This is a genomic window from Streptomyces hundungensis, assembly GCF_003627815.1.
Classification (GTDB): domain Bacteria; phylum Actinomycetota; class Actinomycetes; order Streptomycetales; family Streptomycetaceae; genus Streptomyces; species Streptomyces hundungensis_A.
The window spans coordinates 1,245,931-1,267,244 of the sequence record NZ_CP032698.1 but is presented as its reverse complement, the minus strand read 5'-3'; the positions used below and the strand labels follow the sequence as shown (position 1 = coordinate 1,267,244).

Here is a 21,314-nt window from a genome sequence, read left to right as displayed (position 1 = left end):
GGCGACGGGCACGACCGGGCGTGACGCCCGAGTGGATCAGGAGCGGGGGCCGCGGGGCGCGTCGGCCTGCTGCGCGCCCTTCTCCTTGTTCTTCTCCTTGATGCGGACCGATTCCTTGCGGACCTCGGCCTGGGTGGCGCGCTCCTTTTGCAGCCACTCGGGAGCGTCCTGCTTCAGGGCCTCGATCTGCTCGGTGGTGAGGGCGTCGGTGATTCCGCCGCGTGCGAGACCCGCGATGGAGATGCCGAGCTTCGCCGCGACGACGGGCCGGGGGTGCGGGCCGGTGCGACGCAGCTCCTCCAGCCACTGCGGCGGGTCGGTCTGGAGGGCGTTGAGTTCGGAACGCGAGACGACACCCTCCTGGAACTCTGCGGGGGTGGCCTCGAGGTACACACCCAGCTTCTTCGCCGCGGTCGCGGGCTTCATCGTCTGGGTGGTCTGGTGCGACGTCATGGTGTCAAGAGTAGCCAGCGCGTGCGATACCGCCGACCACGACCGGTAACCTGGCGGTGTGACAGGCTCGGAAGAACCCCCCTCGTTCCGGCTCGCCTATGTTCCTGGTGTGACGCCGAGCAAGTGGGTGCGTATCTGGAGCGAGCGGCTGCCCGACGTCCCCCTGACCCTCAGCGCGGTCTCCGCCGCCGAGGCGCCCGGTGTGCTGCGCGGCCGGGGTGCGGAGGCGGGTCTCGTACGGCTTCCGATGGACCGTACGGATCTCAGCGCGATCCCCCTCTACACCGAGACCACGGTCGTCGTGGTCCCCAAGGACCATCTGGTCACGGCCGTCGAGGAAGTGTCCGTCGAGGACCTGGCCGACGACATCGTGCTGCACCCCCTGGACGACACCCTGGAGTGGGAGCACCCGCCGGGCCTGCCCGCCCTCGAGCGCCCCGCCACCACGGAGGACGCCGTCGAGCTGGTGGCGGCCGGGGTGGGGTTGCTGGTCGTGCCGCTGTCACTGGCGCGTCTGTACCACCGCAAGGACCTCACCTACCGGACCATCACGGGCGGCGTTCCCGAGTCGCGCGTCGCGCTGGCGTGGCCGCAGGAGGAGACCACCCCGGACCTGGTCGAGGAGTTCATCGGAATCGTCCGCGGCCGCACCGTGAACAGCACCCGCGGCCGTACGCCGACCCCGCCCCAGCCCAAGCAGAAGCGTGCCGACAAGGGTGGCGCCAAGGGCAAGCCCGCGGCGGGCAGGACGGGCGGGAAGACGGCCGGAAAGACCGGCGGCAAGCCCGTCGGCAAGAACGCGCGCGGCGGCTCGGGGGCCACGAAGAGCGGCGCCAAGCGCGGCAAGCCCCGCCGCCGCCCGTAAGCGAACCCGCTGCCCATAAGCGAACCCGTCGCCCGTAGGCAACCCCGCCCCCGGTTCAAGCGTGCGTAACAAGCCAGAAGTTACCTCTAGGTATGTAGTGACTTATCACGCGTGCGCCAGTAGAACCTGTTCTCACTCCACCGAGAGTGAGGAATGTCACATGAGTGACACCACCACGCAACATTCGGGTTCCCAGGGTGTATCGCGGCGAAGATTCATCGCTGGAACAGGTTCTATTCTGGGCGCGGCGGCGCTGATCCGCCCTGGCGCCTCGGCCCACGCGGCGACCGCCACCAAGCCCGCCTCCATCGGCGACGGCGCCCACGTTCCGGTCCTCGTCATCGGCACCGGATACGGCGGCGCGGTCACGGCCCTCAGGCTCGCCCAGGCCGGCGTCGACGTGCAGATGGTCGAGATGGGCATGGCCTGGGACACCCCCGGCTCGGACGGCAAGATCTTCTGCAACACGACCTCGCCGGACTACCGCTCGTACTGGCTGCGCACCAAGACCAAACAGCCGCTGAGCAACTTCTTCGGCATCCCCATCGACCGGGACATCCCCCGCTACACCGGGATCCTGGACGCCGAGGACTTCAGCGGCATCACCGTCTACCAGGGCCGCGGTGTCGGCGGCGGCTCCCTGGTCAACGGCGGCATGGCGGTCACGCCCAAGCGCGAGAACTTCGCCGCCATCCTCCCGTCGGTCAACCCCGACGAGATGTACAACACCTACTATCCGCGCGCCAACGCGGGGCTCGGCTCGGGGCTCATCGACCCGGCCTGGTTCGACACCGTGGACTGCTACCAGTTCGCCCGGGTCGGCCGCAAGCAGGCCCAGCGCTCCGGCTTCCCCTTCCAGTTCGTGCCCGATGTGTACGACTGGGACTACATGAAGCAGGAGTCGGCCGGAACCGTCCCCAAGTCGGCCGTCGCGGGCGAGATCCTGTACGGCAACAACTACGGCAAGAAATCGCTCCAGAAGACCTATCTGGCGCAGGCGAAGTCGACCGGCAGGGTCACCATCTCCCCGCTGCACAGGGTCACTTCGGTCTCCCCGGCCGCGGGCGGCCGCTACACGGTCGTCATCGAGCAGCTGAGCACCGGCGGCGACGTCACGGCCACCAAGAGCGTCACTTCGGACCGGGTGTTCTTCGCGGCGGGCAGCGTCGGCACCAGCAAGCTCCTGGTCAAGCTGAAGGCCACCGGAGCGCTGCCCCACCTGAACGGCGAGATCGGACGGGGCTGGGGCGACAACGGCAACGTCATGTGCGGCCGGGCCAACTACATGTGGGACCCGACCGGAAAGATCCAGGCGTCCATTCCGTGCGGCGGCATCGACAACTGGACCGCCGGAGGCGCGTTCGCCGAGGTCGCGCCGCTGCCCACCGGCATCGAGACCTACGCCTCGTTCTATCTGTCGATCACCAAGAACCCCAACCGCGGCACGTTCTCCTGGAACCCGGTGGCCGGCCGGGTCGATCTGGACTGGCAGACCGCCTGGAAGCAGGCCTCCATCGACATGGCCAAGACGATCTTCGACAAGATCAACGCCACCGAGGGGACGATCTACCGCACCGACCTGTTCGGCGCGTACAAGATCTGGAACGACACCCTCACCTATCACCCGCTGGGCGGCGCGGTACTGAACAAGGCGACCGACAACTACGGCCGCCTGCAAGGGCATCCGGGCCTCTACGTCGTCGACGGCTCGCTGATCCCGGGCAACACCAGCGTCAATCCGTTCGTCACCATCACGGCGCTCGCCGAACGGAACATCGAGAAAATCATCGCCGTCGATCTCACGTGACGGGCCGAACGCGGGGCCGCCCGGGACGCCGGGCGGCCCCGTTTCAGTGCGTGGGCAGCACGCAGACGGAGTCGAGGCCGAGGACGTGGTTGAGCCGTCCGAACGCCAGCCACGAGCCGATGCTCATGCTCAGCTCCACGATCTCCACCTGGCTGTAGTGCGCGGTCATCCGCGTCCAGAACTCCTCGTCGAGCCCGTGGTGGTCCACGGCGTACCGCTCGGCGTACTCGGCGGCGAGCCGGGTGCGGTCGTCGAAGGCGTCGGTGGTGCGCCAATGGGTGACCGCGTCCGCGAACGTGTCCTCGACCTTCTCGCCGTCCCGGTCGGTGCGCCAGTCCAGACAGAACCGACAGCCGTTGATCTGCGCGATCCGCAGCCGGGCCGCCTCGAACTCCCGCAGCCCCAGGGTGGTGTGGGCATAGACGGACAGCGAGAAGTTGGCGGCGGCCATGCCGATGCCGGGCACCATGTCGCCCCATACGTAGCCGATGGGCTCCTGGCCCTCGGGGATGTCGATCCTCATCGCTTCTTCCTTCCGAGCCTGCCGACTGCCGGGCGCAGCGGGACGTCGAGCGCGTCATAGAGGCCGGGCTCCGCCGCGACCAGCCAGTCGATGGCGTTCACCAGACGGCCGACCGCCGTGGCGTTGCCGCCGGCCGAGCGGTTCTCGCCCTCGTCGGTCGCCTCGACGGCGACCTCGATGCGCGGGCTCCCCTCGATGACGACGCGGTGCGCCCCGTCGCCGCCGCCGGGCGGAGTCGGCCAGTCCGGGGCGCAGGAGGGGTGGATGCGGGTGACGTGCTCGATGACGATGCGTGCTTCGCCCTCGATGATGCCCTGCACCTCGAACCGCACCGCGCCCTGTGTGCCCGCTTCGAAGGTTCCCATCGTCCGGGTGCGCACCGTGGTGTCGAGCGCGCGACGGTCCATGGTCTCGCGGATCTCGTCCAGCTCCACCTCCAACGCCCGTGCCATCAGGCGTAGTTGACCGCCCCACACCATGGTCGGGACGGACGGGGCGAGCATGAGGGGCTGGTACTCCATGGGGTGGCCCATGCCGACGAGGTCGCGCACCGACTCCTCCTGGTCGTAGGTGGAGTAGTCGAAGATCTCCTGGCAGCGGATCGCGTCCACGGTGGTGCCAAGACCGCTGAGGAGCAGTGGCAGCACGTCGTTGGCCCAGCCGGGGTCGACGCCGGAGACGAACAGCGATCCGCCGCCCTCGCCGACGGCGGCCAGCACCGGGTCCCGGAACTCGGGCGGGGCCGAGCGGTGGTCGTAGAGCGGATAGAGCGCGGGGGTGACCACCACGGCGCCGGCGCGGATCGCGCGGGTGATGTCCGCGAGCGCCTCGTCCGGCCGGATGTCGCCGGAGGCCGCGTACACCACGGCCCGGGGCCCGGCGGCGAGGACGGCCGCGATGTCGTCCGTCGCGGCCACGCCCAACTGGCCGTCCATGGAAGCCAGTTGGGCTGCATCGCGGCCGACTTTGGCGGGGTCGTGGACAAGCACCGCCGAGAGTTCCAGTACGGGATGGGCCTCGACGGCACGTATCGCCGCACGCCCGACATTGCCGGTGCCCCAGACAACCGTGGAAATCATGCGCGGAGGGTAGCGAGACGGACCTGAGGTTCCTAGAGCCGTGGCCGGAAAAGATGCGGCCCCTCGGCCGCGCCTACTGGCGTACGGTCCAGTGGTCGTCCGCGCCGGCCTCGACGAAGCGCAACGCCGGGCAGAGGAAGTCCCGGCCGGAGGGGTGCTCGTCGGTCCACGGCGCGTCGGTGGGGCTCGCGGGCTTCCAGGTGCCGTTGTGACGCAGCTGTATGGCGCTGCTGTCGAAGACGGTGTCGCGCGCCTCGGAGCAGTAGTAGCCCGTCCCGGTCGAGGGGTTCACGCTCGTGTAGATCTCGAACATGTCCCAGCCGTGGTCGAGTCCGCTCTGGTCCCGGCCGGACTGGCGGTAGAGCAACTCCCATTGCGCGGAGCGGTAGTTGTAGAGGTACGACGACCAGGTGTTGCGGGAGGCGCTGTCCCGCACCAGCTGCACGCTGTAGGCGAGTTCGGCCCCGGCGGGCTGGGTGTACTTGGCCTTGAAGTCCGCGTCGACGGCGACCGTCTTGGCGGGCCCGCCCGAGCCGCACCAGTCCCAGGCCCATATCTCGTTGCCGCTGTTCCAGTAGGCGGTGACCACCTCCATGCAGGAGTTCTGGGCCTTGGTGGTGGGCGCGTAGGTGAAGTTGTCGGCGTCGCTCACCCGGTAGGAGGGGTCGACGGTGTGGGTCGCGGTGATGCCGTCGTGGGTGCCGGGCCGGGGGAAGACGCCCCACCAGTTGTGCGTGGGCTCGGCGCGCTGGGCGCGGAAGGCGGTGTCGCGGCCCTTCTTCAGCGCGGCGACGGCGCGGTCCCGCGCCGGGTCGTGGTCCGGCGTGCGGGCCGCGGCGACCGTGCCGCGGTGGGGGGCGTTCGGGGAGGGGGCGAGGGTGCGGTGGGCGGCGGCGGGCTGGGCGCCGTGCGCCGAGGCGAGGCCCGCGACCGCGGTGAGCAGGGCTGCGGCCAGGGCGGATCTGCGTCGGTTCATGGTGGCTCCTCCAGGACCGTGCGTCAGGGATGTGACGAGGGTGGGGGGTGGAGCGCGGCTCCCGGGGCGCCTGGGTGGGGCGGGGCGGGAGCCGACTGAGCGACTAGTAATGTCCATGTCATTTACGCGGGTGTCAATAGCCACAGAACGTCACCGGCACCCCAACGGGCGCTTTTCGGCCGCCGGTTGAGCGCGGCCCGGACGGCCCTTTGAAACAAGCCGGTTAGTTGAAGAGGCGTCGGGCGGCCCGCCGCGGGCCGCCCGACGCCTCAGGCGCGATGGCCCCCGTGGGCCGGGGAGGTGCGGACCTGGGTCAGATGGGCGAAGACGACGAGGTTGCTCTCGTATCCGGTCTTGGGGCTGAACCGGCCGCCACAGGTGATCACCCGCAGCTCCGGCCTGCCGGTCGGGCCGTACACCTCCTGGTCGGGGAAGTGCGCCTTCTCGTACGTCTTGACGTCGTCCACCGTGTACACGGCGATCTTGCCGTCCGCGCGGCGGGCCTCCACCATGCGGCCGGGGCGCAGCGACCTGAGGGCCGCGAAGACGGCGGGGCCTGTCCTGGTGTCCCGGTGCCCGACCGCGATGGCGGTCCCCGACTCGCCCGGGGACGGCCCGCCTTGGTACCAGCCCACCACCTTGGGATTGTCCACGGGCGGGGTGGTGAGGTGCCGCTGGGCGTCCAGGCCCAGGGCGACGACCGGGGCCTCGATGCCGAGGTGGGGCACCGCGAGCGAGACCGCGGGGGACGGCGGCAGCGGGCGCGGCGCCACCGGCCGGGGCGACGCGGCGCCCCGGCTGTCGCCGCCGGACGCCACGGCTGTCGCGACGTCCCCGTGACCGGCGGTCGCCGGTGGGGCGGCCTCGTCGTCCTGCGCCCACCAGACGCCGCCCACCACCAGGGACACGGCCAGGGCCGCGGTCCGCGTCAGGCGGTAGGCGCGCGTCCGGCGCCGGGCGATGGGGACGCGCCTACGACGCGCCATCGGTGCGGCGGCGGAGTCGGCGGATGTAGAGCACCCCGGCGACCGCGACGAGACCGACTCCCGCCACCGCCCCCGCCTGCGGGATGCCCGGAGTCTCGGCGAGACCGCCGCCGCCCGCGGGCACCCCGCCCCGCGGCGGACCGCCGGCGCCGACCGGGGAGGCCACCTTGCAGTCGACCTGGAACACCTTCTGCTTGCCGGCGCCCTGGCCGCCGACGATGTTCCAGACGAGCTTGTACTGCCCGTCGGGCAGCGTCAGGGGAGCGCTGTGTCCGGTGCCGGCGGTGAGCTGGAGGGTGCCCGAGAGCTGGGCGACGCCGGCCTTGGCGGGCTGGGGCTGGATCTGCCAGGTGACGCCCTGGACGGTGTCGAAGTTGAACCCGTCGAGGTAGAAGCCGCAGACCTTCGAGACGTTGCGCTGGTCGTTGAACGGCGTCCCCAGGGCGTGGATCTTGACGTCGCCGTTGTCACCCGGGGCGGCGAGCGCCTGGGGCGCGCCCGACAGGACGGTTCCCGCGACGGCGAGGGCCGCGACGGTGGTGATCCGCGTACGGGATCGGGCGGAGGTGTGGAGCGTGGGGGCAGGCATGTCTGTTCCTCTGGTTCGGAAGATTGTCATACAAAGCGGGCTCTGTCTGACTCTCTTTCACGTCCGTCGGGCGCCGCGTCCGCGCCTCGCCGCGCCATGCGCCGGATATCACCCGTCCGTCCCAACGGGCGGTCCCCGGGGCGTGCGGCGCGGGCCCCGGCGCACCACCGGGGTGCGCGCCGTGTGCTCCCGGCACTGCCGGGTCGGCGAGAAATGCCCTGATGGCGGGCTCGGCACGAGGCGAGACTGGGCGGTGTTCCAGCGGGTCCGGCCCGGCGGCACGACCGACGAGCCGTGACGTTCCCGCCCCCGACGCGGTCCTGGACGGCCGGCCCTACAGCGGTGGCCGCACCGGATCGCCGACGAGAAACAGGAGTTGCTCCCATGTCTCGTATCCGCTCGTTCGCCGTCGCCTCCGTGGCCCTGGTCGCCGCGCTGGGTGTCGTCCCCACCGCGACCGCCGCACCCGCGACGCCCGCCCGCGCGGCGGCGTACAACTGTTCCGACGGCTTCTTCTGCATCTACAGCGACTGGAACGGCGGGGGAACCCGCTGCCAGTGGTCCCAGGAGAGGCTGGCCAACACCGCGGACAACTGCTCCTTCATCCAGCGGGGCCAGAACGTACGCTCCGTATGGAACAAGACGAACCATCGCGTCCAGTACTACACGGCGACCAACTACAACCACCGTGTCGGTTCCACCCCGTCCGGCCAGGGCGGCAACCTCCAGGGCAGCTACCAGATCCGGTCCTTCAAACCCCAGTAGAGCCCCAGTAGAGCCCCAGTAGAGCCGCAGTAGAGCCCCGCCGGGGCGAGTTCGCGGCCCGGCGCCGCCCCTTTGGACCGGTGGCGCGGGCCCATTGCCCGCCGAACCCCCCTGTGGTTAGCCTGTGTTCGTCATTCCGGGCAGTGGCCGGAGTTTCGAACGAGGAGGGTGGGTGGCGGACATGGGCCGACTGGTTCCCGCGGTGACCAGGGCGCTGGACGTCCTCGAACTCTTCCTGGAGAGCGAGGGCCCTCTCTCCGCGCCCGATGTCACACGACGCCTCCAACTGCCCCGCACCACCGTCCACGAGCTGCTCACCACCCTGGCGGCGCGCTCCTATCTGGCGCCGGTGCCCGAGCAGCCGGGACGCTACCGCCTCGGCGTCCGCACCCATCAGCTCGGCAGCCGCTACGCCGAGCAGCTCGACCTCGCGGCCGAGGGCCAGCAGGTGGCCCGCGAGGTCGCGGAGACCTGTGACGAGACCGTGCACGTCGCGATCCTGGAGGACACCGACGTCATCTACATCGCCAAGGTCGACTCCACCCACGCCGTCCGCATGGTCTCGGCGGCCGGCCGCAGACTGCCCGCGCACTGCACCTCGGTCGGCAAGATGCTGCTCGCGGCCCTGCCCGAGGCCGAGCTCGACGCCCGCCTCGAAGGCCGCGAGCTCCCCGCCATGACCCCGGACAGCATCACCGACCCGGCCGCCCTGCGCGCCGCGCTCGCCGAGATCCGGGCCCGCGGCACCGCGGTCGAACACCGCGAGTCCAACCCGGACGTGAGCTGTGTCGCGGCCCCCGTCAGGGACGGCACCGGCCGGGTCGTCGCCGCGCTCTCCATCTCCGTACCCATGATCCGCTGGAGCGGCGAGCGAGAGAGCGAGCTGGCGGAACTGGCCCAGAAGGGCGCCGGAGACCTCTCCGTACGGCTCGGCCACCGGGGCGCGTGGTGAGGTGGGAACTCGCGGTACGGGAGTGGGCCGAGCTCGGCGAAGGCCCGACCTGGGACGCGGCGAGCGCACGGCTGATCTGGGTGGACATCCTCTCCTCGCGGATCCACACCTACGATCCGGCCGACGGGCGCCGCACCGTCCTCGCCACCGAGCAGCACGTCGGCGCCGCCAAGCCGAGGGCCGGGGGCGGCCTGGTGGTCAACCTCCGGGACGGCGTCGCGCTGTACGGGCCCGAACACGGTGGCGGTAGCCAACTAGACGGCGGCGGGTTCCGCTGGCTGCTGCGCGAGCCCGTGGCCGGACGGCGCGCCAACGACGCGGCCGTCGCTCCCGACGGATCGCTGTGGGCCGGGACGATGCGGTACGACGAGGCGCCCGGCGGCGGCACGCTGACGCGGATCGCCCCGGACGGCACGGCGACCCCGGTCCTCGGCGCGGTGAGCGTCAGCAACGGCATCGGCTGGAGCCCCGACGGGCGCCTGATGTACTACGTCGACAGCCCGACCCGGACCGTCGACGTCCTCGACTTCGACGGCCAACTCGCCCACAACCGCCGGGAGTTCATTCGCCTGGACCCCGATGCGGGATTCCCCGACGGGCTCACCGTGGACGCGGAGGGCGGGGTCTGGGTCGCGCTGTGGGACGGCGCGGCCGTGCGACGGTACGCGGCCGACGGCACCCTCGACCAGATCGTGGCGCTGCCCGTGCGGCGCCCCACGGCGTGCGCCTTCGGCGGCCCCGGCCTGACCGATCTCTACATCACCTCCGCCCGCGTCGGGCAGGCCGCGCCGCACCCCCTCGCCGGCTCGGTGCTCGTCGTTCCCGGCGCCGGACGCGGAGTGCCGGGGCACGCTTTCGCGGGTTGACGACACGCCAGATGCCCTGTGGCCCAAGGTAGTTGGGGCCACAGGGCATCGACGGGTGGGAGTGGGTGATGGGCCGATGGGTGATCAGCGGGTCGTGAAGGAGTGGATCGTGGAGGTGCGGTACGTCGTTCCCGGGCGCAGCACCGTGGACGGGAACGCGGGGTGGTTGGGGGAGTCCGGGAAGTGCTGGGTCTCCAGGGCGACCGCGTCGCCCTGGCGGTAGGCGCGCCCGGAGCTGCCCACCAGGGTGCCGTCCAGGAAGTTGCCGCTGTAGAACTGGAGGCCCGGCTCGGTCGTGTGCATCCGCATCACCCGCCCCGACGACGGGTCGGCCAGCGTGAGCGCGTAACCGGGGGAGGCCGTGATCCCCTTGTCCAGAACCCAGTTGTGGTCGAACCCCTTGGCGCGGACCAGCTGCTCGCCGCCGGCCCGGATGTCGCGGCCGATCGGCTTGGCCCGCCGGAAATCGAAGGGCGTGCCCGCCACCCGGGACAGTTCACCGGTCGGGATGAGACCCGCGTCGACAGGTGTGTAGCGCCCGGCGGCCAGCTCCAGGGTGTGGTCGTAGATGGTGCCGCTGCCCTCCCCGGCCAGGTTGAAGTACGTATGGCTGGTGAGGTTGACGATCGTGGGCCGGTCCGTCGTCGCCTCGTAGTCGATCCGCCAGGCACCCCGCGCGGTCAGGGTGTAGGTGACGCGGACCTTCAGGGTGCCGGGGTAGCCCATCTCGCCGTCCGGGGAGACCCGGCTGAGAACGAGCCCGGTGTCCGAACCGCGCGTGAAGGGATCGATGTGCCACATCCGCTTGTCGAAGCCCTGGGTGCCGCCGTGCAGGCTGTTCTCCCCGTCGTTGAGCGGGAGTTGGTAGGTGTGACCGTCCAGGGTGAAGCGGCCCGCCGCTATGCGGTTGCCGTATCTGCCGATCAGACCGCCGAAGTACGGGCTTTTGGCGACGTAGTCGGCGAGGTTGTCGAAGCCGAGCGAGACATTCGCCAAGTTGCCTTGGCGGTCCGGGAGTTCGAGGGAGTGGACGATGCCGCCGTACGACAGGACCTTCAGGCGGGTGCCGCCGTTGGCGACGGTCCACACGTCGACCGCGGTGCCGTCGGCCAGGGCGCCGAAGTGCCGCTTCGAGGGGGCGTGGCGGGAGGCGGCCGCCGCGGTGCCGGTGGCGGTGGTGAGCGTCGTCGCGGCGAGGCCCGCCGCCGCGCCGGCCGCCAGGACCGTACGTCTGCTGGTGTTCATGGAGCGACTCCTTCGAAGAGGGGAGAACCCGAGGAACTCACGAACCGACCTTGCGTTTGTTGTAGACGTCGAAGCCGACCGCGGCCAGCAGCACCAACCCCTTGATGACCTGCTGGTAGTCGGTGCCGATGCCCACCAGGGACATGCCGTTGTTGAGGACGCCGAGCACGAGCCCGCCGATGATGGCGCCGAACACCGTGCCCACGCCCCCGCTCATCGAGGCACCACCGATGAACGAGGCGGCGATGGCCTCCAGTTCGAAGTTGACGCCCGCGTTGGGGGTGCCCGCGTTCAGCCGGGCCGCGAAGACCACACCGGCCAGGGCCGCGAGCACGCCCATGGTGACGAAGACCTGGAAGGTGATCCGCTTGTCCTTGACGCCGGAGAGCTTCGCCGCCGCCTGGTTGCCGCCGAGCGCGTACACATGGCGTCCGACGACCGCGTTGCGCATCACGAAGCCGAGGCCGATGAGCAGCGCCGCGAGCAGGAGCAGCACCACCGGGACGCCCCGGTAACTGGCCAGGGTCAGGGTGAAGGCGAGGACGGCGGCGACCATCGCCACACACTTGGCGACGAACAGACCGCGCGGCAGCACATCGAGCTCGTACTCCCGCTGGCGACGCCGGGAGCGCACCTCCTGGACCAGCACCACCGCGATCAGGGCGAGCCCCAACAGCAGCGTCGGATTGTGGTAGTTGGTGTTCGGGCCGAAGGCCGGGAGATAGCCGGTGGAGATCTTCTGGAAGCCCTCGGGGAACGGGCCGAGCGAACGCGAGCCGAGCAGGATCTGGGTGCCGCCGCGGAACAGCAGCATCCCGGCCAGCGTGACGATGAACGACGGTATGCCGACGTAGGCGATCCAGAACCCCTGCCAGGCGCCCGCGACCGCCCCGATGACGAGCGCCACCACCAGGGCGAGCACCCACGGCACATGGTGCTCGACCATCATCACGGCGCACGCCGCCGACACGAAGGCCGCGAGCGAGCCGACCGACAGGTCGATGTGGCCCGCGATGATCACGATCATCATGCCGATGGCGAGGACCAGGATGTAACTGTTCTGGAGCACCAGGTTGGTGACGTTGTTCGGCTTGAGCAGCACCCCGCCGGTCCAGATCTGGAACAGCACGACGATCAGGCCGAGCGCGACGAGCATCCCGTACTGGCGCATATTGCGCCGGGCCGCGCCGAGCAGCAGCGCGGTGGGCGTCGCCGGACGCGGCGAGCTGGGCGCCGACGGGGCGCTCCTGGGGGTGTCGGTGGTGACCGGAGCCATGGCGACTACCTCTTGTCCGTGGTCATGTGGCGCATCAGCACTTCTTGCGTCGCCTCGGCCCGCGAGACCTCACCGGTGAGCCGGCCGGCCGCCATCGTGTAGATGCGGTCGCACATGCCGAGCAGTTCGGGGAGTTCCGAGGAGATGAAGACGACCGCCTTGCCTTGGGCCGCGAGCTGGTCGATGACGGTGTAGATCTCGTACTTGGCACCCACGTCGATGCCGCGGGTCGGCTCGTCGAGGATCAGCACATCGGGACCCGCGAAGATCCACTTGCTGAGCACGACCTTCTGCTGGTTGCCGCCGGACAACCGTCCGACCTGCTCGAAGACCGTGGGTGTCTTGATGTTCATGGAGCGGCGGTAGGACTCGGCGACCCGCCGCTCCTCGTGCTCGTCGACCACCCCGCGCCGTGACACCTTGCCGAGCGCGGCGGTGGTGATGTTCCGGGCGATGCTGTCGATGAGGTTGAGGCCGTACTGCTTGCGGTCCTCGGTGACGTACGCGATGCCGTGGCCCACCGCCTCGGGCACGGTCCGCGTCCGGATCTCCCGGCCGTCCTTGTGGACCGAACCGCTGATGTTGCGCCCGTAGGAGCGGCCGAACAGGCTCATCGCGAGTTCGGTGCGCCCGGCGCCCATCAGACCGGCGATCCCGACGATCTCGCCCCGCCGTACCCGCAAGGAGACGTCGTCGACGACCTTGCGCTGCTGGTCGATGGGGTGGTGCACGGTCCAGCCGCGCACCTCCAGGGCAGGCTCCGCGCCCGGGTCGCCGGGGTGGGGCGTGCGGTCGGGGAAGCGGTGGTCGAGATCGCGGCCGACCATGGCGCGGATGATGCGGTCCTCGCTCGTCGCCGGGTCCCGCACGTCGAGGGTCTCGATGGTGCGGCCGTCGCGGATGACGGTGACGGAGTCGGCGACCGCCGCGATCTCGTTCAGCTTGTGCGAGATGACGATCGAGGTGATGCCCTGCTCCTTCAACTCCAGGATCAGATCGAGGAGATGGGCGCTGTCGTCGTCGTTGAGCGCGGCCGTCGGCTCGTCCAGGATGAGCAGCTTCACCTCCTTGGACAGGGCCTTGGCGATCTCCACCAGCTGCTGCTTGCCGACCCCGATGTCCGCGACCCGGGTCCCCGGATGCTCGCTCAGACCCACCCGCTTCAGGAGCCGGGAGGCGTGCAGAAGCGTCTCGTGCCAGCTGATGACGCCCCGGGTGGCGTGCTCGTTGCCGAGGAAGATGTTCTCGGCGATCGACAGATAGGGCACCAGGGCGAGCTCCTGGTGGATGATGACGATCCCGCGCGCCTCGCTCGCCCGGATGTCCTTGAAGGCGCACGGCTCGCCCTGGAAGAGGACCTCACCCTCGTAACTCCCGTGCGGATGCACCCCGCTGAGGACCTTCATCAGGGTGGACTTGCCCGCGCCGTTCTCGCCGCAGATCGCGTGGACCTCGCCCCGCGCCACCGTGAGCGACACGTCGGACAGGGCGCGCACCCCCGGGAACGTCTTGACGATGGAGCGCATCTCCAGAACGGGCGCCCCCGGATCGGGCACCTTCGGAGGGGGCGCCGCCTTCGGATGGGGCGCCCCCGGATCGGGCGCCGCGTGGAACCGGTCGCTCACGTCAGGTCACTCGCCTTGATGTAGCCCGAATCGACCAGTACGGAGCGGTAGTTGGACTTGTCGACGCTCACCGGGTCGAGGAGGAAGGCGGGCACGACCTTCTTCTCGTTGTTGTATGTCTTGACGTCGTTGACCTGGGGCGTCTTGTTGTTCAGGACGGCGTCGGCCATCTGCACGGCCTGTTTGGCGAGCGCCCGGGTGTCCTTGTAGACCGTCTGCGTCTGGTTGCCCGCGACGATCGACTTCACCGATGCCACCTCGGCGTCCTGCCCGGTCACCACGGGGTACGGCTTGGCGCCGGTCCCGTAACCTCCGGAGCGCAACGCCGACAGGACGCCGATGGAAATGCCGTCGTACGGCGAGAGCACCGCGTCGACGCGGGCCGAGGAGTACGCCTTGGTCAGCAGGTCGTCCATGCGCTTCTGGGCGGTCGCGCCGTCCCAGCGCAAGGTGGTGACCTGGTTGAGCTCGGTCTGGCCGCTGCGGACCACCAGCTGCTTCTTGTCGAGGTAGGGCTTGAGCGTCTTGAGGGCGCCCTGGAAGAAGTACCGGGTGTTGTTGTCGTCGGGCGAGCCGGCGAAGAGCTCGATGTTGAAGGGACCCTTGGCGCCGCCGTTCTTCAGCCCCAACTTCTCGATGATGTACGAGGCTTGGAGCACGCCCACCTTCTCGTTGTCGAACGACGCGTAGTAGTCGACGTTCGGCGAGCCGAGGATGAGCCGGTCGTAGGCGATGACCTTGATGTGCTGATCGGCGGCCTGCTTGAGGACGTCGCTCAGGGCCCGGCCGTCGATGGCGGCGACCACCAGCACGTCCACGCCCTTGGTGATCATGTTCTCGATCTGGGCCACCTGCTGGTCGACGTTGTCCTCGCCGTACTGGAGCTCGGTCTTGTATCCGAGGTCCTGGAACTGCTTGACCATGTTGTTGCCGTCGTTGATCCACCGCTCGGACGACTTGGTCGGCATGGCGATGCCGATGGTGGAACCCTTGCCACCCTTCTTGGCGTCCTTGCTGCCGCCCTCGCTGCTCTGCCCGCAGGCGGCGAGGGCGAGCGCGAGGGATCCTGCGACGAGGGCGAGTGCTGCTCTGCGGGTGCGGCGCATGGTCATCAGTCCTTCAGGGAGAAGCGGTTGAGGGTGCCGGGGAGGCGGGAGCCGAGCGGGGACATGCCGCCGTCGGCGTCGTGCCGGGCCAGCAGATCCAGCACGAGGCGGCCCCGCCGCACCCGCTCACGCGCGGTGTCCAGGGCGACGTCCCGCAGATGAGCGCCGTAGGGGTAGATCCCGGGCGCCCTGGACAGGCCGAACTTGAGGTAGAGCGGCGCGGCCCGACGGATCAGCTCGGCCGCCTCGTACATCCGCACATAGCCGCCGAGGTCGTCCGGTGCCTCGATGTACAGGTCCAGCGGGACGCCCGACACCCGCCGGATCTCGGTGAAGTGAGCCGGCGTCAGATCCGAGGGAACGTTGACGGAATCCGCGCCGAGCCGCTCGTACACCGCGACGGAAGCCGGGTTGACGGGGCCGATCAGCGCCGAGACCTTGAAGGTGGTGTCCGCCGGCAGCAGGCCCTGTTCGCGCAGCCGGTGCAGGGTCCACAGCACGCCCTCGTCGGCCACGAGCAGACATCGCACGCCCAACTCCGTTGCGCGCAGGGCGTCTTCGACGCATCCCGCGAGCGCGTCATGGCCCCGGGCGCGCAGGCCCGCGCCGCCCGACGCGCTACGGGTGGAGCCGCCGGTGTCCCAGGTGCCGCGCGGCCCGGTGAAGAGACAGAGCTCGATCGCGTGGGCGTCGCAGGCCTCGGTCATCTCGGTGATCTCGGCGTCGGAGAGCATCCAGACGCCGCTGCCCTGGCTGACGCGGTGGACGGGGACGTCCAGGCGCGCGGACTCCGTGAGGACGACGAAGAGCGCTTCGGGCCCCTCGACCGAGGGGACTTCGGTGCGCCAGGCGCCGCAGTCGGGGAAGGCGTGGGGGGAGGAGTCGGCGGGGTCCTCGGCGGGCGCGGCCAGGCCGAGCCCCGACAGGGCCCGCTCGCCGGGACGGCGTGACACCGGGGGTGTGCGGAAGGGGGCAGAGGTATCGGTCACAGGCGGGGTTCCTTGCGTGAGCGGGCCTTCGGGGCATTCGATGTTCGGTATCTCGAACGAGGTTCGGGTCATGGGGTACGGAGCGGTCGCCTCCGCCGACGCGGGTGGGGAAACCGTGGCGCTAGGGCCGCAGTAGGACCTTCCCGGTCGTGGGGTCGCCGCCGCCGACCAGGGCGAGCGCGTCGGCGTACCGCTCCAGGGGGAATTCGTGGGTGATCAGGGCCGCCGGATCGATCCGCCCGGCGGCGTACGCCCGCACGGCGAACGACCAGGCGGCCGAGGAGGCGCCGAAGACGCTGCGCACGGTGAGCTGGTTCAGCGAGAGGTGCACCGGGTCGATGCCGGTCGCGCCCGGGGCGAACATTCCGGTCAGGACGACCCGGCCGCCGCGCCGGGCGAGCAGGGTCGCGTCCGCGGCCGTGGAGGGCGCGCCGGCCGTCTCGACCACGAGATCGAAGCGGCCGCGCTCCGCGTGCGACGCCTCGGGGGTGAGGGACTCGGTGGCCCCCATCCCCAGGGCCAGGTCGGCCCGTTCCAGGCGGGGGTCGATCACCGTGAGCTCGCGGGGCGAGTAGCCCGAGACGAGCTGGACGGCGAGCAGCCCCAAGGTGCCCGCGCCCACCACGGCGATCCGCTCACCCGGCTCGGGAGCGCCGGCCCGCACCGCGGCGGCGACCACCGCGGCCGGTTCGAGCAGGGCCGCGGCACGCAGATCGGCGTCATCGGCCAGGAGGTGCAGCAGCCGGGCCGGGACCACCACGTGGTCGGCGAAGCCCCCGGCGTGTGTGAACCCGGTTTCGGCGTACGGGCCCGCGCACAGCGAGGTCTCGCCGTGCCGGCACCGCTCGCACCTGCCGCAGGCGCGGAAGCCCTCGGCGACGGTCCGGCGTCCGACGAGCGCGGGGTCGACGCCGGGCCCGGCCGCCTCAACCGTCCCGGCCCACTCATGGCCTGGCGTCAGCGGATAGCGGACGTACCCCGAGTCGCGACGGCCGTCGTACACCTCGCGGTCGCTCAGGCAGATGCCCGCGGCAGCCACCCGCACGACCACCTCGTCCGGCCCCGGTTCCGGGCGCTCGCCGGTGACCAGGCGGTGGGCGCCCGGTGCGTCGACGACGATCGCGCGGCTGCTCATCCCCGGGTCCCCGAGGGGTCGCGCTTCTCCCAGCCTTCCGCCCACAGGTCGAACCGGGCCTGCTGCTGCGGGAATTCGGCCGCCGCGTCCACGTCGAGCTCGACGCCGAGGCCGGGGGCGTCGGACAGCTCGAAGTAGCCGTCCACCACCTGCGGCGCGCCCTTGACGACCTTCTTGATGTCGGCGTCCGCGAAGTCGTTGAAGTGCTCCAGGATCTTGAAGTTCGGTGTGCAGCCCGCCACTTGGAGGGAGGCGGCGGTGAGCACCGAGCCTCCCACGTTGTGCGGCGCGACCAGGGTGTAGTGGGTCTCGGCGGTCGCGGCGAGCTTCCTGGTCTCCAGGATGCCGCCGATGTGGCCGACGTCCGGCTGGATGATGTCGACGGCCCCCGACTCGAAGAGTTCGCGGAACTCGATCCGGTCGTGGATGCGTTCACCGGTCGCGACCGGGATGTCGACCTTGGACGCGACCTTCGACAGGGCCTTGAGGTTCTCCGGCGGCACCGGCTCCTCCAGCCACGCCGGGTCGAACGGCGCGAGCTCGTGGGCCAGGCGTACGGCGGTGGCCGGCGAGAAGCGGCCGTGCATCTCCAGCATCAGCTCGGTGTCCGGACCGATCGCGTCCCGCACCGCCTCGATCAACGAGACGGCGTACAGGGACTGTTGCCGGTCGAGCTCGAAGTGTCCGGTGCCGAACGGGTCGATCTTCAGCGCCCGGTAGCCGCGCTCGACGACCGCGTGGGCGGCCTTGTGGTAGGCCTCCGGGGTCCGCTCGGTGGTGTACCAGCCGTTCGCGTACGCCTTGACGCGGTCGGTCACCCGGCCGCCGAGCAGCTGCCACACCGGGACGCCGAGGGCCTTGCCCTTAATGTCCCAACAGGCCATCTCCACCACGGCGATGCCCGACATCACGATCTCGCCGGCCCGGCCGTAGTCGCCGTACTTCATCCGCCGCACCAGGTCCTCGATCGCGAACGGGTCGGACCCGGCGATGTGGTTGACCTCCGCCTCGCGGAGATAGCCCATCAGCGCGTCGGTGCGGCCGAGCATCCGGGTCTCGCCGACGCCTGTGAGGCCCTCGTCGGTGTGGACCTGGACATAGCTGAGGTTTCGCCAGGGGGTCCCGACGACGTGGGTGGTGATTCCCGTGATTCGCAAGGCAGTTGCTCCTGGGGCTGCTGTCCGTGACGTTCGATATTTCGTCATGCGTTCGAAATGCTGGCGTGACGGTAATGACGTGCGGCCGGAGGTGTCAATGGGTCGCGCAGGAACGGTTTTCGGGTGATCCGGAGGTGTTGACGCCGGGGTGGACGAGACGGAATGCTCCCCGTCGTCGACATGCAGAACGTCGTCCGAAATCTCGAACCCCCAGCGAGAGTTGAGGAGCACCCGCATGACACGACCCACCCCGCACCCGGCCTCCGGCCCCAGTCGCAGAGCGATCGTGGCCGCGCTCGGCGCGCTGCCCCTGGCCGGCGCGGCCGGCCCCGCCTTCGCCGCCTCCCGCACCGGGACCGCAGCGTCCGCGCTTCCCTCGCCCGTCGCCCACTGGTCCTTCGACGAAGCCGCCGGGACGACGGCCGCCGACGGTTCGGGGCACGGGCACACCCTCACGCTCGTCGACGGGGCGAAGTGGGGCGCGGCCAAATCCGGTGCGGCCGCCCTCGACGTCTCGGCGGGCGGCAGCGCGACGACACCCGGCCCGGTGGTGGACACCGCCAGGAGCTTCAGCGTCGCGGCATGGGTGCGGCTCACCGGCACCACCGGATACCAGACCTTCGTCTCCGTCGACGGGGCCGCGGTGAGCGGCTTCTACCTCCAACTCCGGGACGACACCGGCACGTTCGCGTTCACCCGCCTCGCCTCGGACGCGACCTCCGCCAACGGCGGAGCGGCCGTCGCCGGAGCAGCGTCGGCGCCCGTGACCGGTGCCTGGTACCACCTGCTCGGCGTCGACGACACGGCGGCCGGCGTCGTCCGGCTCTACGTCAACGGCGTCCTGGAGGGCGAGGCGCCCTACGCCGGGGGCTGGCGCGCCACCGGCGCGACCGCCGTCGGCCGGGGCCTGTTCGGCGGTGCCCGCGTCGACCAGGCCCATGCCCTCATCGACGACGTCCAGATCTTCGACACCGCCCTCACCGCCACCGACGCGGCCACCCTCGCGGGCGTGCCCATCGACTCCACCCAGCCCCTCCTGACCGTCGACACCACCCACCCCGGCCCCGGGGTCAGCACCGAACTCGGCGGGATCTTCTTCGAGGACATCAACCACAGCGGCGAGGGCGGCCTGTACGCCGAACTCGTCAACAACCGCAGCTTCATGGCCGCCGCCACCCCGCTCCACTGGAGCGCCGTCGGCGCCGCCACCCTCACCATCGACACGGCCCAGCCACTCAACTCCGCCCTCACCCAGTCCCTGCGGGTGAACGTCACGCAGGCCGGCGGCGGCGTCGCCAACGAGGGTTTCTGGGGCATCCCGGTCCGCCCCTCCACCACCTACCGGGCCTCCCTCTACGCCAAGTCGACCGGGGGAACCGGCGGCCTGACGGTGTCCCTCACCGGAACAGACGGCCGGGTGTACGCCACCGGAACCACCGGCCCCCTGACCGGTTCCTGGCACAAACACGAACTCACCCTGCGCACCGCCCCCGGCGCCCCCACCACCGCCGATGCCCGCCTCACCGTCACCTCGCCCGCGCCCGGCACGCTCTGGCTGAGCCAGGTCTCCCTCTTCCCGCCCACCTACAAGAACCGTCCCAACGGGCTGCGCGTCGACCTGATGGAGAAGCTCGCCGCCCTGCAACCGGCCTTCCTGCGCTTCCCCGGCGGCAACTACCTCGAAGGCAACGTCGTGGCGGACCGCTTCGACTGGAAGAAGACCATCGGACCCGTCGAACAGCGCCCCGGGCACTCCAACTCCGCCTGGGGCTACTGGTCCACGGACGGCCTCGGCCTGCCCGAATACCTCCAGATGACCGAGGACCTCGGGTGCATGCCGCTGCTGTGCGTCTACGCCGGATACTCCCTGCGGGGCGACCACGTCACCGGCGACGCGCTCAAGCCCTTCGTGCAGGACGCCGTCGACCAGATCGAGTACATCACCGGCCCCACCACCTCCCCCTGGGGCGCCCGCCGCGCCGCCGACGGCCACCCCGCGCCGTTCCCGTTGCAGTACGTCGAGATAGGCAACGAGGACTGGTTCGACCGGTCCGGCTCCTACGAGGAGCGCTACGCCGCCTTCCACGACGCGATCAAGGCCCGCTTCCCCGCGCTGAAGCTGATCGCCACGACGCCGGTGGCATCACGCCCGTACGACCTGATCGACGAGCACTACTACCAGTCCGCCGCCGCCTTCCAGGCCGGCTCCCACAAGTACGACCGGCGCGACCGCACCGGCCCCAAGGTGTTCGTCGGGGAGTGGGCCGCGCAGGAGGGCCGGCCCACGCCCGACCTCAACGCCGCACTCGGCGACGCCTCCTGGCTCGTGGGTCTCATCCGCAACTCCGACCAGGTCCTGATGGAGTCCTACGCCCCGCTGTTCAGCCACGTACGGGACAACACCTGGGCCACCAACCTCATCGCCTATGACGCGCTGACCAGTTACAACTCGCCGAGCTACTACGCTCAGCAACTCCTTTTGACACGGCGCGGAACGGTCGTCCTGCCGACCGCGGTGCGCGCCCTGCCGGGGCTCAACGTCGTCACCACCCACGACCCGGCCACCCGCCGCATCCTCCTCGCGGTGGTCAACACCTCGGGCTCCGCGCGGCGAACCACCATCACCCTGCGAGGCGTCGCCCGTACCGAGGCCTCCGCGAGCGTGGTCGTGCTCGCCGGGGCGAGTCCCCAGGCCACCAACACGCTGACCGATCCCCTCGCTGTGCTGCCGCGCGGAGGCACCGTGAATGGCGTGGCTCCCACCTTCACCGCCACCTTCGGCCCGTACTCGGTCACGGTCCTGGAGGTGCGCACCCTCTGACCGGCGTTCAACGACCGGCGTCCAACGGCATGGATCCGCAAGGGGTTTGCCCCGAGATCGTACCCATCTGGCGGGAATGGCGGTGTTGCCCCTGCGCCG

Annotated in this window: 19 protein-coding genes; 6 read left to right on the top strand and 13 right to left on the bottom strand. The window is 70.6% G+C overall.

Annotation, left to right across the window (positions count from 1 at the left end):
* Window positions 1-36 precede the first annotated feature (36 nt).
* Window positions 37-453, bottom strand: a complete 417-nt coding sequence (locus tag DWB77_RS05720) for a DUF5997 family protein (RefSeq protein ID WP_120720202.1) — start codon at window positions 451-453, stop codon at window positions 37-39.
* A 58-nt stretch (window positions 454-511) separates the two neighbouring features.
* Between DWB77_RS05720 and DWB77_RS05715 the strand changes: the two genes are divergently transcribed.
* Entirely contained in the window at window positions 512-1,318 is an 807-nt protein-coding gene (locus DWB77_RS05715; protein WP_120720201.1) for a LysR family transcriptional regulator substrate-binding protein, read from the top strand.
* Between the two features lie 160 nt (window positions 1,319-1,478).
* A complete protein-coding gene (locus DWB77_RS05710) occupies window positions 1,479-3,125 on the top strand; it encodes a GMC oxidoreductase (protein ID WP_120720200.1) in 1,647 nt (548 codons plus the stop codon).
* Window positions 3,126-3,168: 43 nt separating this feature from the next.
* Here DWB77_RS05710 and DWB77_RS05705 read toward each other — a convergent pair whose 3' ends face one another.
* From DWB77_RS05705 to DWB77_RS05685, 5 genes are all read right to left on the bottom strand, one after another.
* On the bottom strand, window positions 3,169-3,648 hold the full coding sequence (locus tag DWB77_RS05705) for a carboxymuconolactone decarboxylase family protein (protein WP_120720199.1): 480 nt from the start codon (window positions 3,646-3,648) through the stop codon (window positions 3,169-3,171).
* Window positions 3,645-4,727: an NAD(P)H-dependent amine dehydrogenase family protein gene (locus DWB77_RS05700; RefSeq protein WP_120720198.1), complete on the bottom strand. Its 1,083-nt coding sequence runs from the start codon at window positions 4,725-4,727 to the stop codon at window positions 3,645-3,647. Before DWB77_RS05700 ends, DWB77_RS05705 begins: the two co-directional genes overlap by 4 nt.
* A gap of 73 nt (window positions 4,728-4,800) precedes the next feature.
* Window positions 4,801-5,703, bottom strand: a complete 903-nt coding sequence (locus tag DWB77_RS05695; RefSeq protein WP_216826833.1) for a carbohydrate-binding protein — start codon at window positions 5,701-5,703, stop codon at window positions 4,801-4,803.
* A gap of 269 nt (window positions 5,704-5,972) precedes the next feature.
* Complete coding sequence (locus DWB77_RS05690) at window positions 5,973-6,689, bottom strand: class F sortase (RefSeq protein WP_120720197.1); 717 nt, start codon at window positions 6,687-6,689, stop codon at window positions 5,973-5,975.
* Window positions 6,676-7,278: a hypothetical protein gene (locus DWB77_RS05685; RefSeq protein ID WP_120720196.1), complete on the bottom strand. Its 603-nt coding sequence runs from the start codon at window positions 7,276-7,278 to the stop codon at window positions 6,676-6,678. The genes DWB77_RS05690 and DWB77_RS05685 overlap by 14 nt, the downstream gene beginning before the upstream one ends.
* A gap of 384 nt (window positions 7,279-7,662) precedes the next feature.
* Here DWB77_RS05685 and DWB77_RS05680 point away from each other — a divergent pair, with 384 nt between their 5' ends.
* From DWB77_RS05680 to DWB77_RS05670, 3 genes are all read left to right on the top strand, one after another.
* Window positions 7,663-8,043 (top strand): peptidase inhibitor family I36 protein, encoded by a 381-nt coding sequence (locus DWB77_RS05680; RefSeq protein ID WP_120720195.1) that lies wholly within the window; start codon window positions 7,663-7,665, stop codon window positions 8,041-8,043.
* 181 nt (window positions 8,044-8,224) lie between these two features.
* Window positions 8,225-8,995 (top strand): IclR family transcriptional regulator, encoded by a 771-nt coding sequence (locus DWB77_RS05675; RefSeq protein WP_120727403.1) that lies wholly within the window; start codon window positions 8,225-8,227, stop codon window positions 8,993-8,995.
* Entirely contained in the window at window positions 8,989-9,861 is an 873-nt protein-coding gene (locus tag DWB77_RS05670) for an SMP-30/gluconolactonase/LRE family protein (RefSeq protein WP_120720194.1), read from the top strand. Before DWB77_RS05675 ends, DWB77_RS05670 begins: the two co-directional genes overlap by 7 nt.
* Before the next feature lie 84 nt (window positions 9,862-9,945).
* Here DWB77_RS05670 and DWB77_RS05665 read toward each other — a convergent pair whose 3' ends face one another.
* From DWB77_RS05665 to DWB77_RS05635, 7 genes are all read right to left on the bottom strand, one after another.
* Entirely contained in the window at window positions 9,946-11,106 is a 1,161-nt protein-coding gene (locus tag DWB77_RS05665) for an aldose epimerase family protein (protein WP_120720193.1), read from the bottom strand.
* A gap of 37 nt (window positions 11,107-11,143) precedes the next feature.
* Window positions 11,144-12,382 (bottom strand): multiple monosaccharide ABC transporter permease, encoded by a 1,239-nt coding sequence (gene mmsB, locus DWB77_RS05660; RefSeq protein WP_120720192.1) that lies wholly within the window; start codon window positions 12,380-12,382, stop codon window positions 11,144-11,146.
* A gap of 5 nt (window positions 12,383-12,387) precedes the next feature.
* The gene (mmsA, locus tag DWB77_RS05655) at window positions 12,388-13,908 is read right to left on the bottom strand and encodes a multiple monosaccharide ABC transporter ATP-binding protein (protein WP_120720191.1); all 1,521 of its coding nucleotides are present in this window, start codon (window positions 13,906-13,908) and stop codon (window positions 12,388-12,390) included.
* A gap of 95 nt (window positions 13,909-14,003) precedes the next feature.
* Window positions 14,004-15,113 (bottom strand): multiple monosaccharide ABC transporter substrate-binding protein, encoded by a 1,110-nt coding sequence (gene chvE / locus DWB77_RS05650; protein WP_359835526.1) that lies wholly within the window; start codon window positions 15,111-15,113, stop codon window positions 14,004-14,006.
* 5 nt (window positions 15,114-15,118) lie between these two features.
* Complete coding sequence (locus DWB77_RS05645; protein WP_120720189.1) at window positions 15,119-16,102, bottom strand: hypothetical protein; 984 nt, start codon at window positions 16,100-16,102, stop codon at window positions 15,119-15,121.
* A 121-nt stretch (window positions 16,103-16,223) separates the two neighbouring features.
* Entirely contained in the window at window positions 16,224-17,237 is a 1,014-nt protein-coding gene (locus DWB77_RS05640) for a zinc-dependent alcohol dehydrogenase (RefSeq protein WP_120720188.1), read from the bottom strand.
* Window positions 17,234-18,394, bottom strand: coding sequence for a mandelate racemase/muconate lactonizing enzyme family protein (locus DWB77_RS05635; RefSeq protein ID WP_120720187.1), 1,161 nt, complete (start codon window positions 18,392-18,394; stop codon window positions 17,234-17,236). Before DWB77_RS05635 ends, DWB77_RS05640 begins: the two co-directional genes overlap by 4 nt.
* Before the next feature lie 235 nt (window positions 18,395-18,629).
* On the opposite strand from DWB77_RS05635, the gene DWB77_RS05630 reads away from it, so the two are divergent.
* Entirely contained in the window at window positions 18,630-21,215 is a 2,586-nt protein-coding gene (locus DWB77_RS05630; protein ID WP_120720186.1) for a LamG-like jellyroll fold domain-containing protein, read from the top strand.
* Window positions 21,216-21,314: the final 99 nt, after the last annotated feature.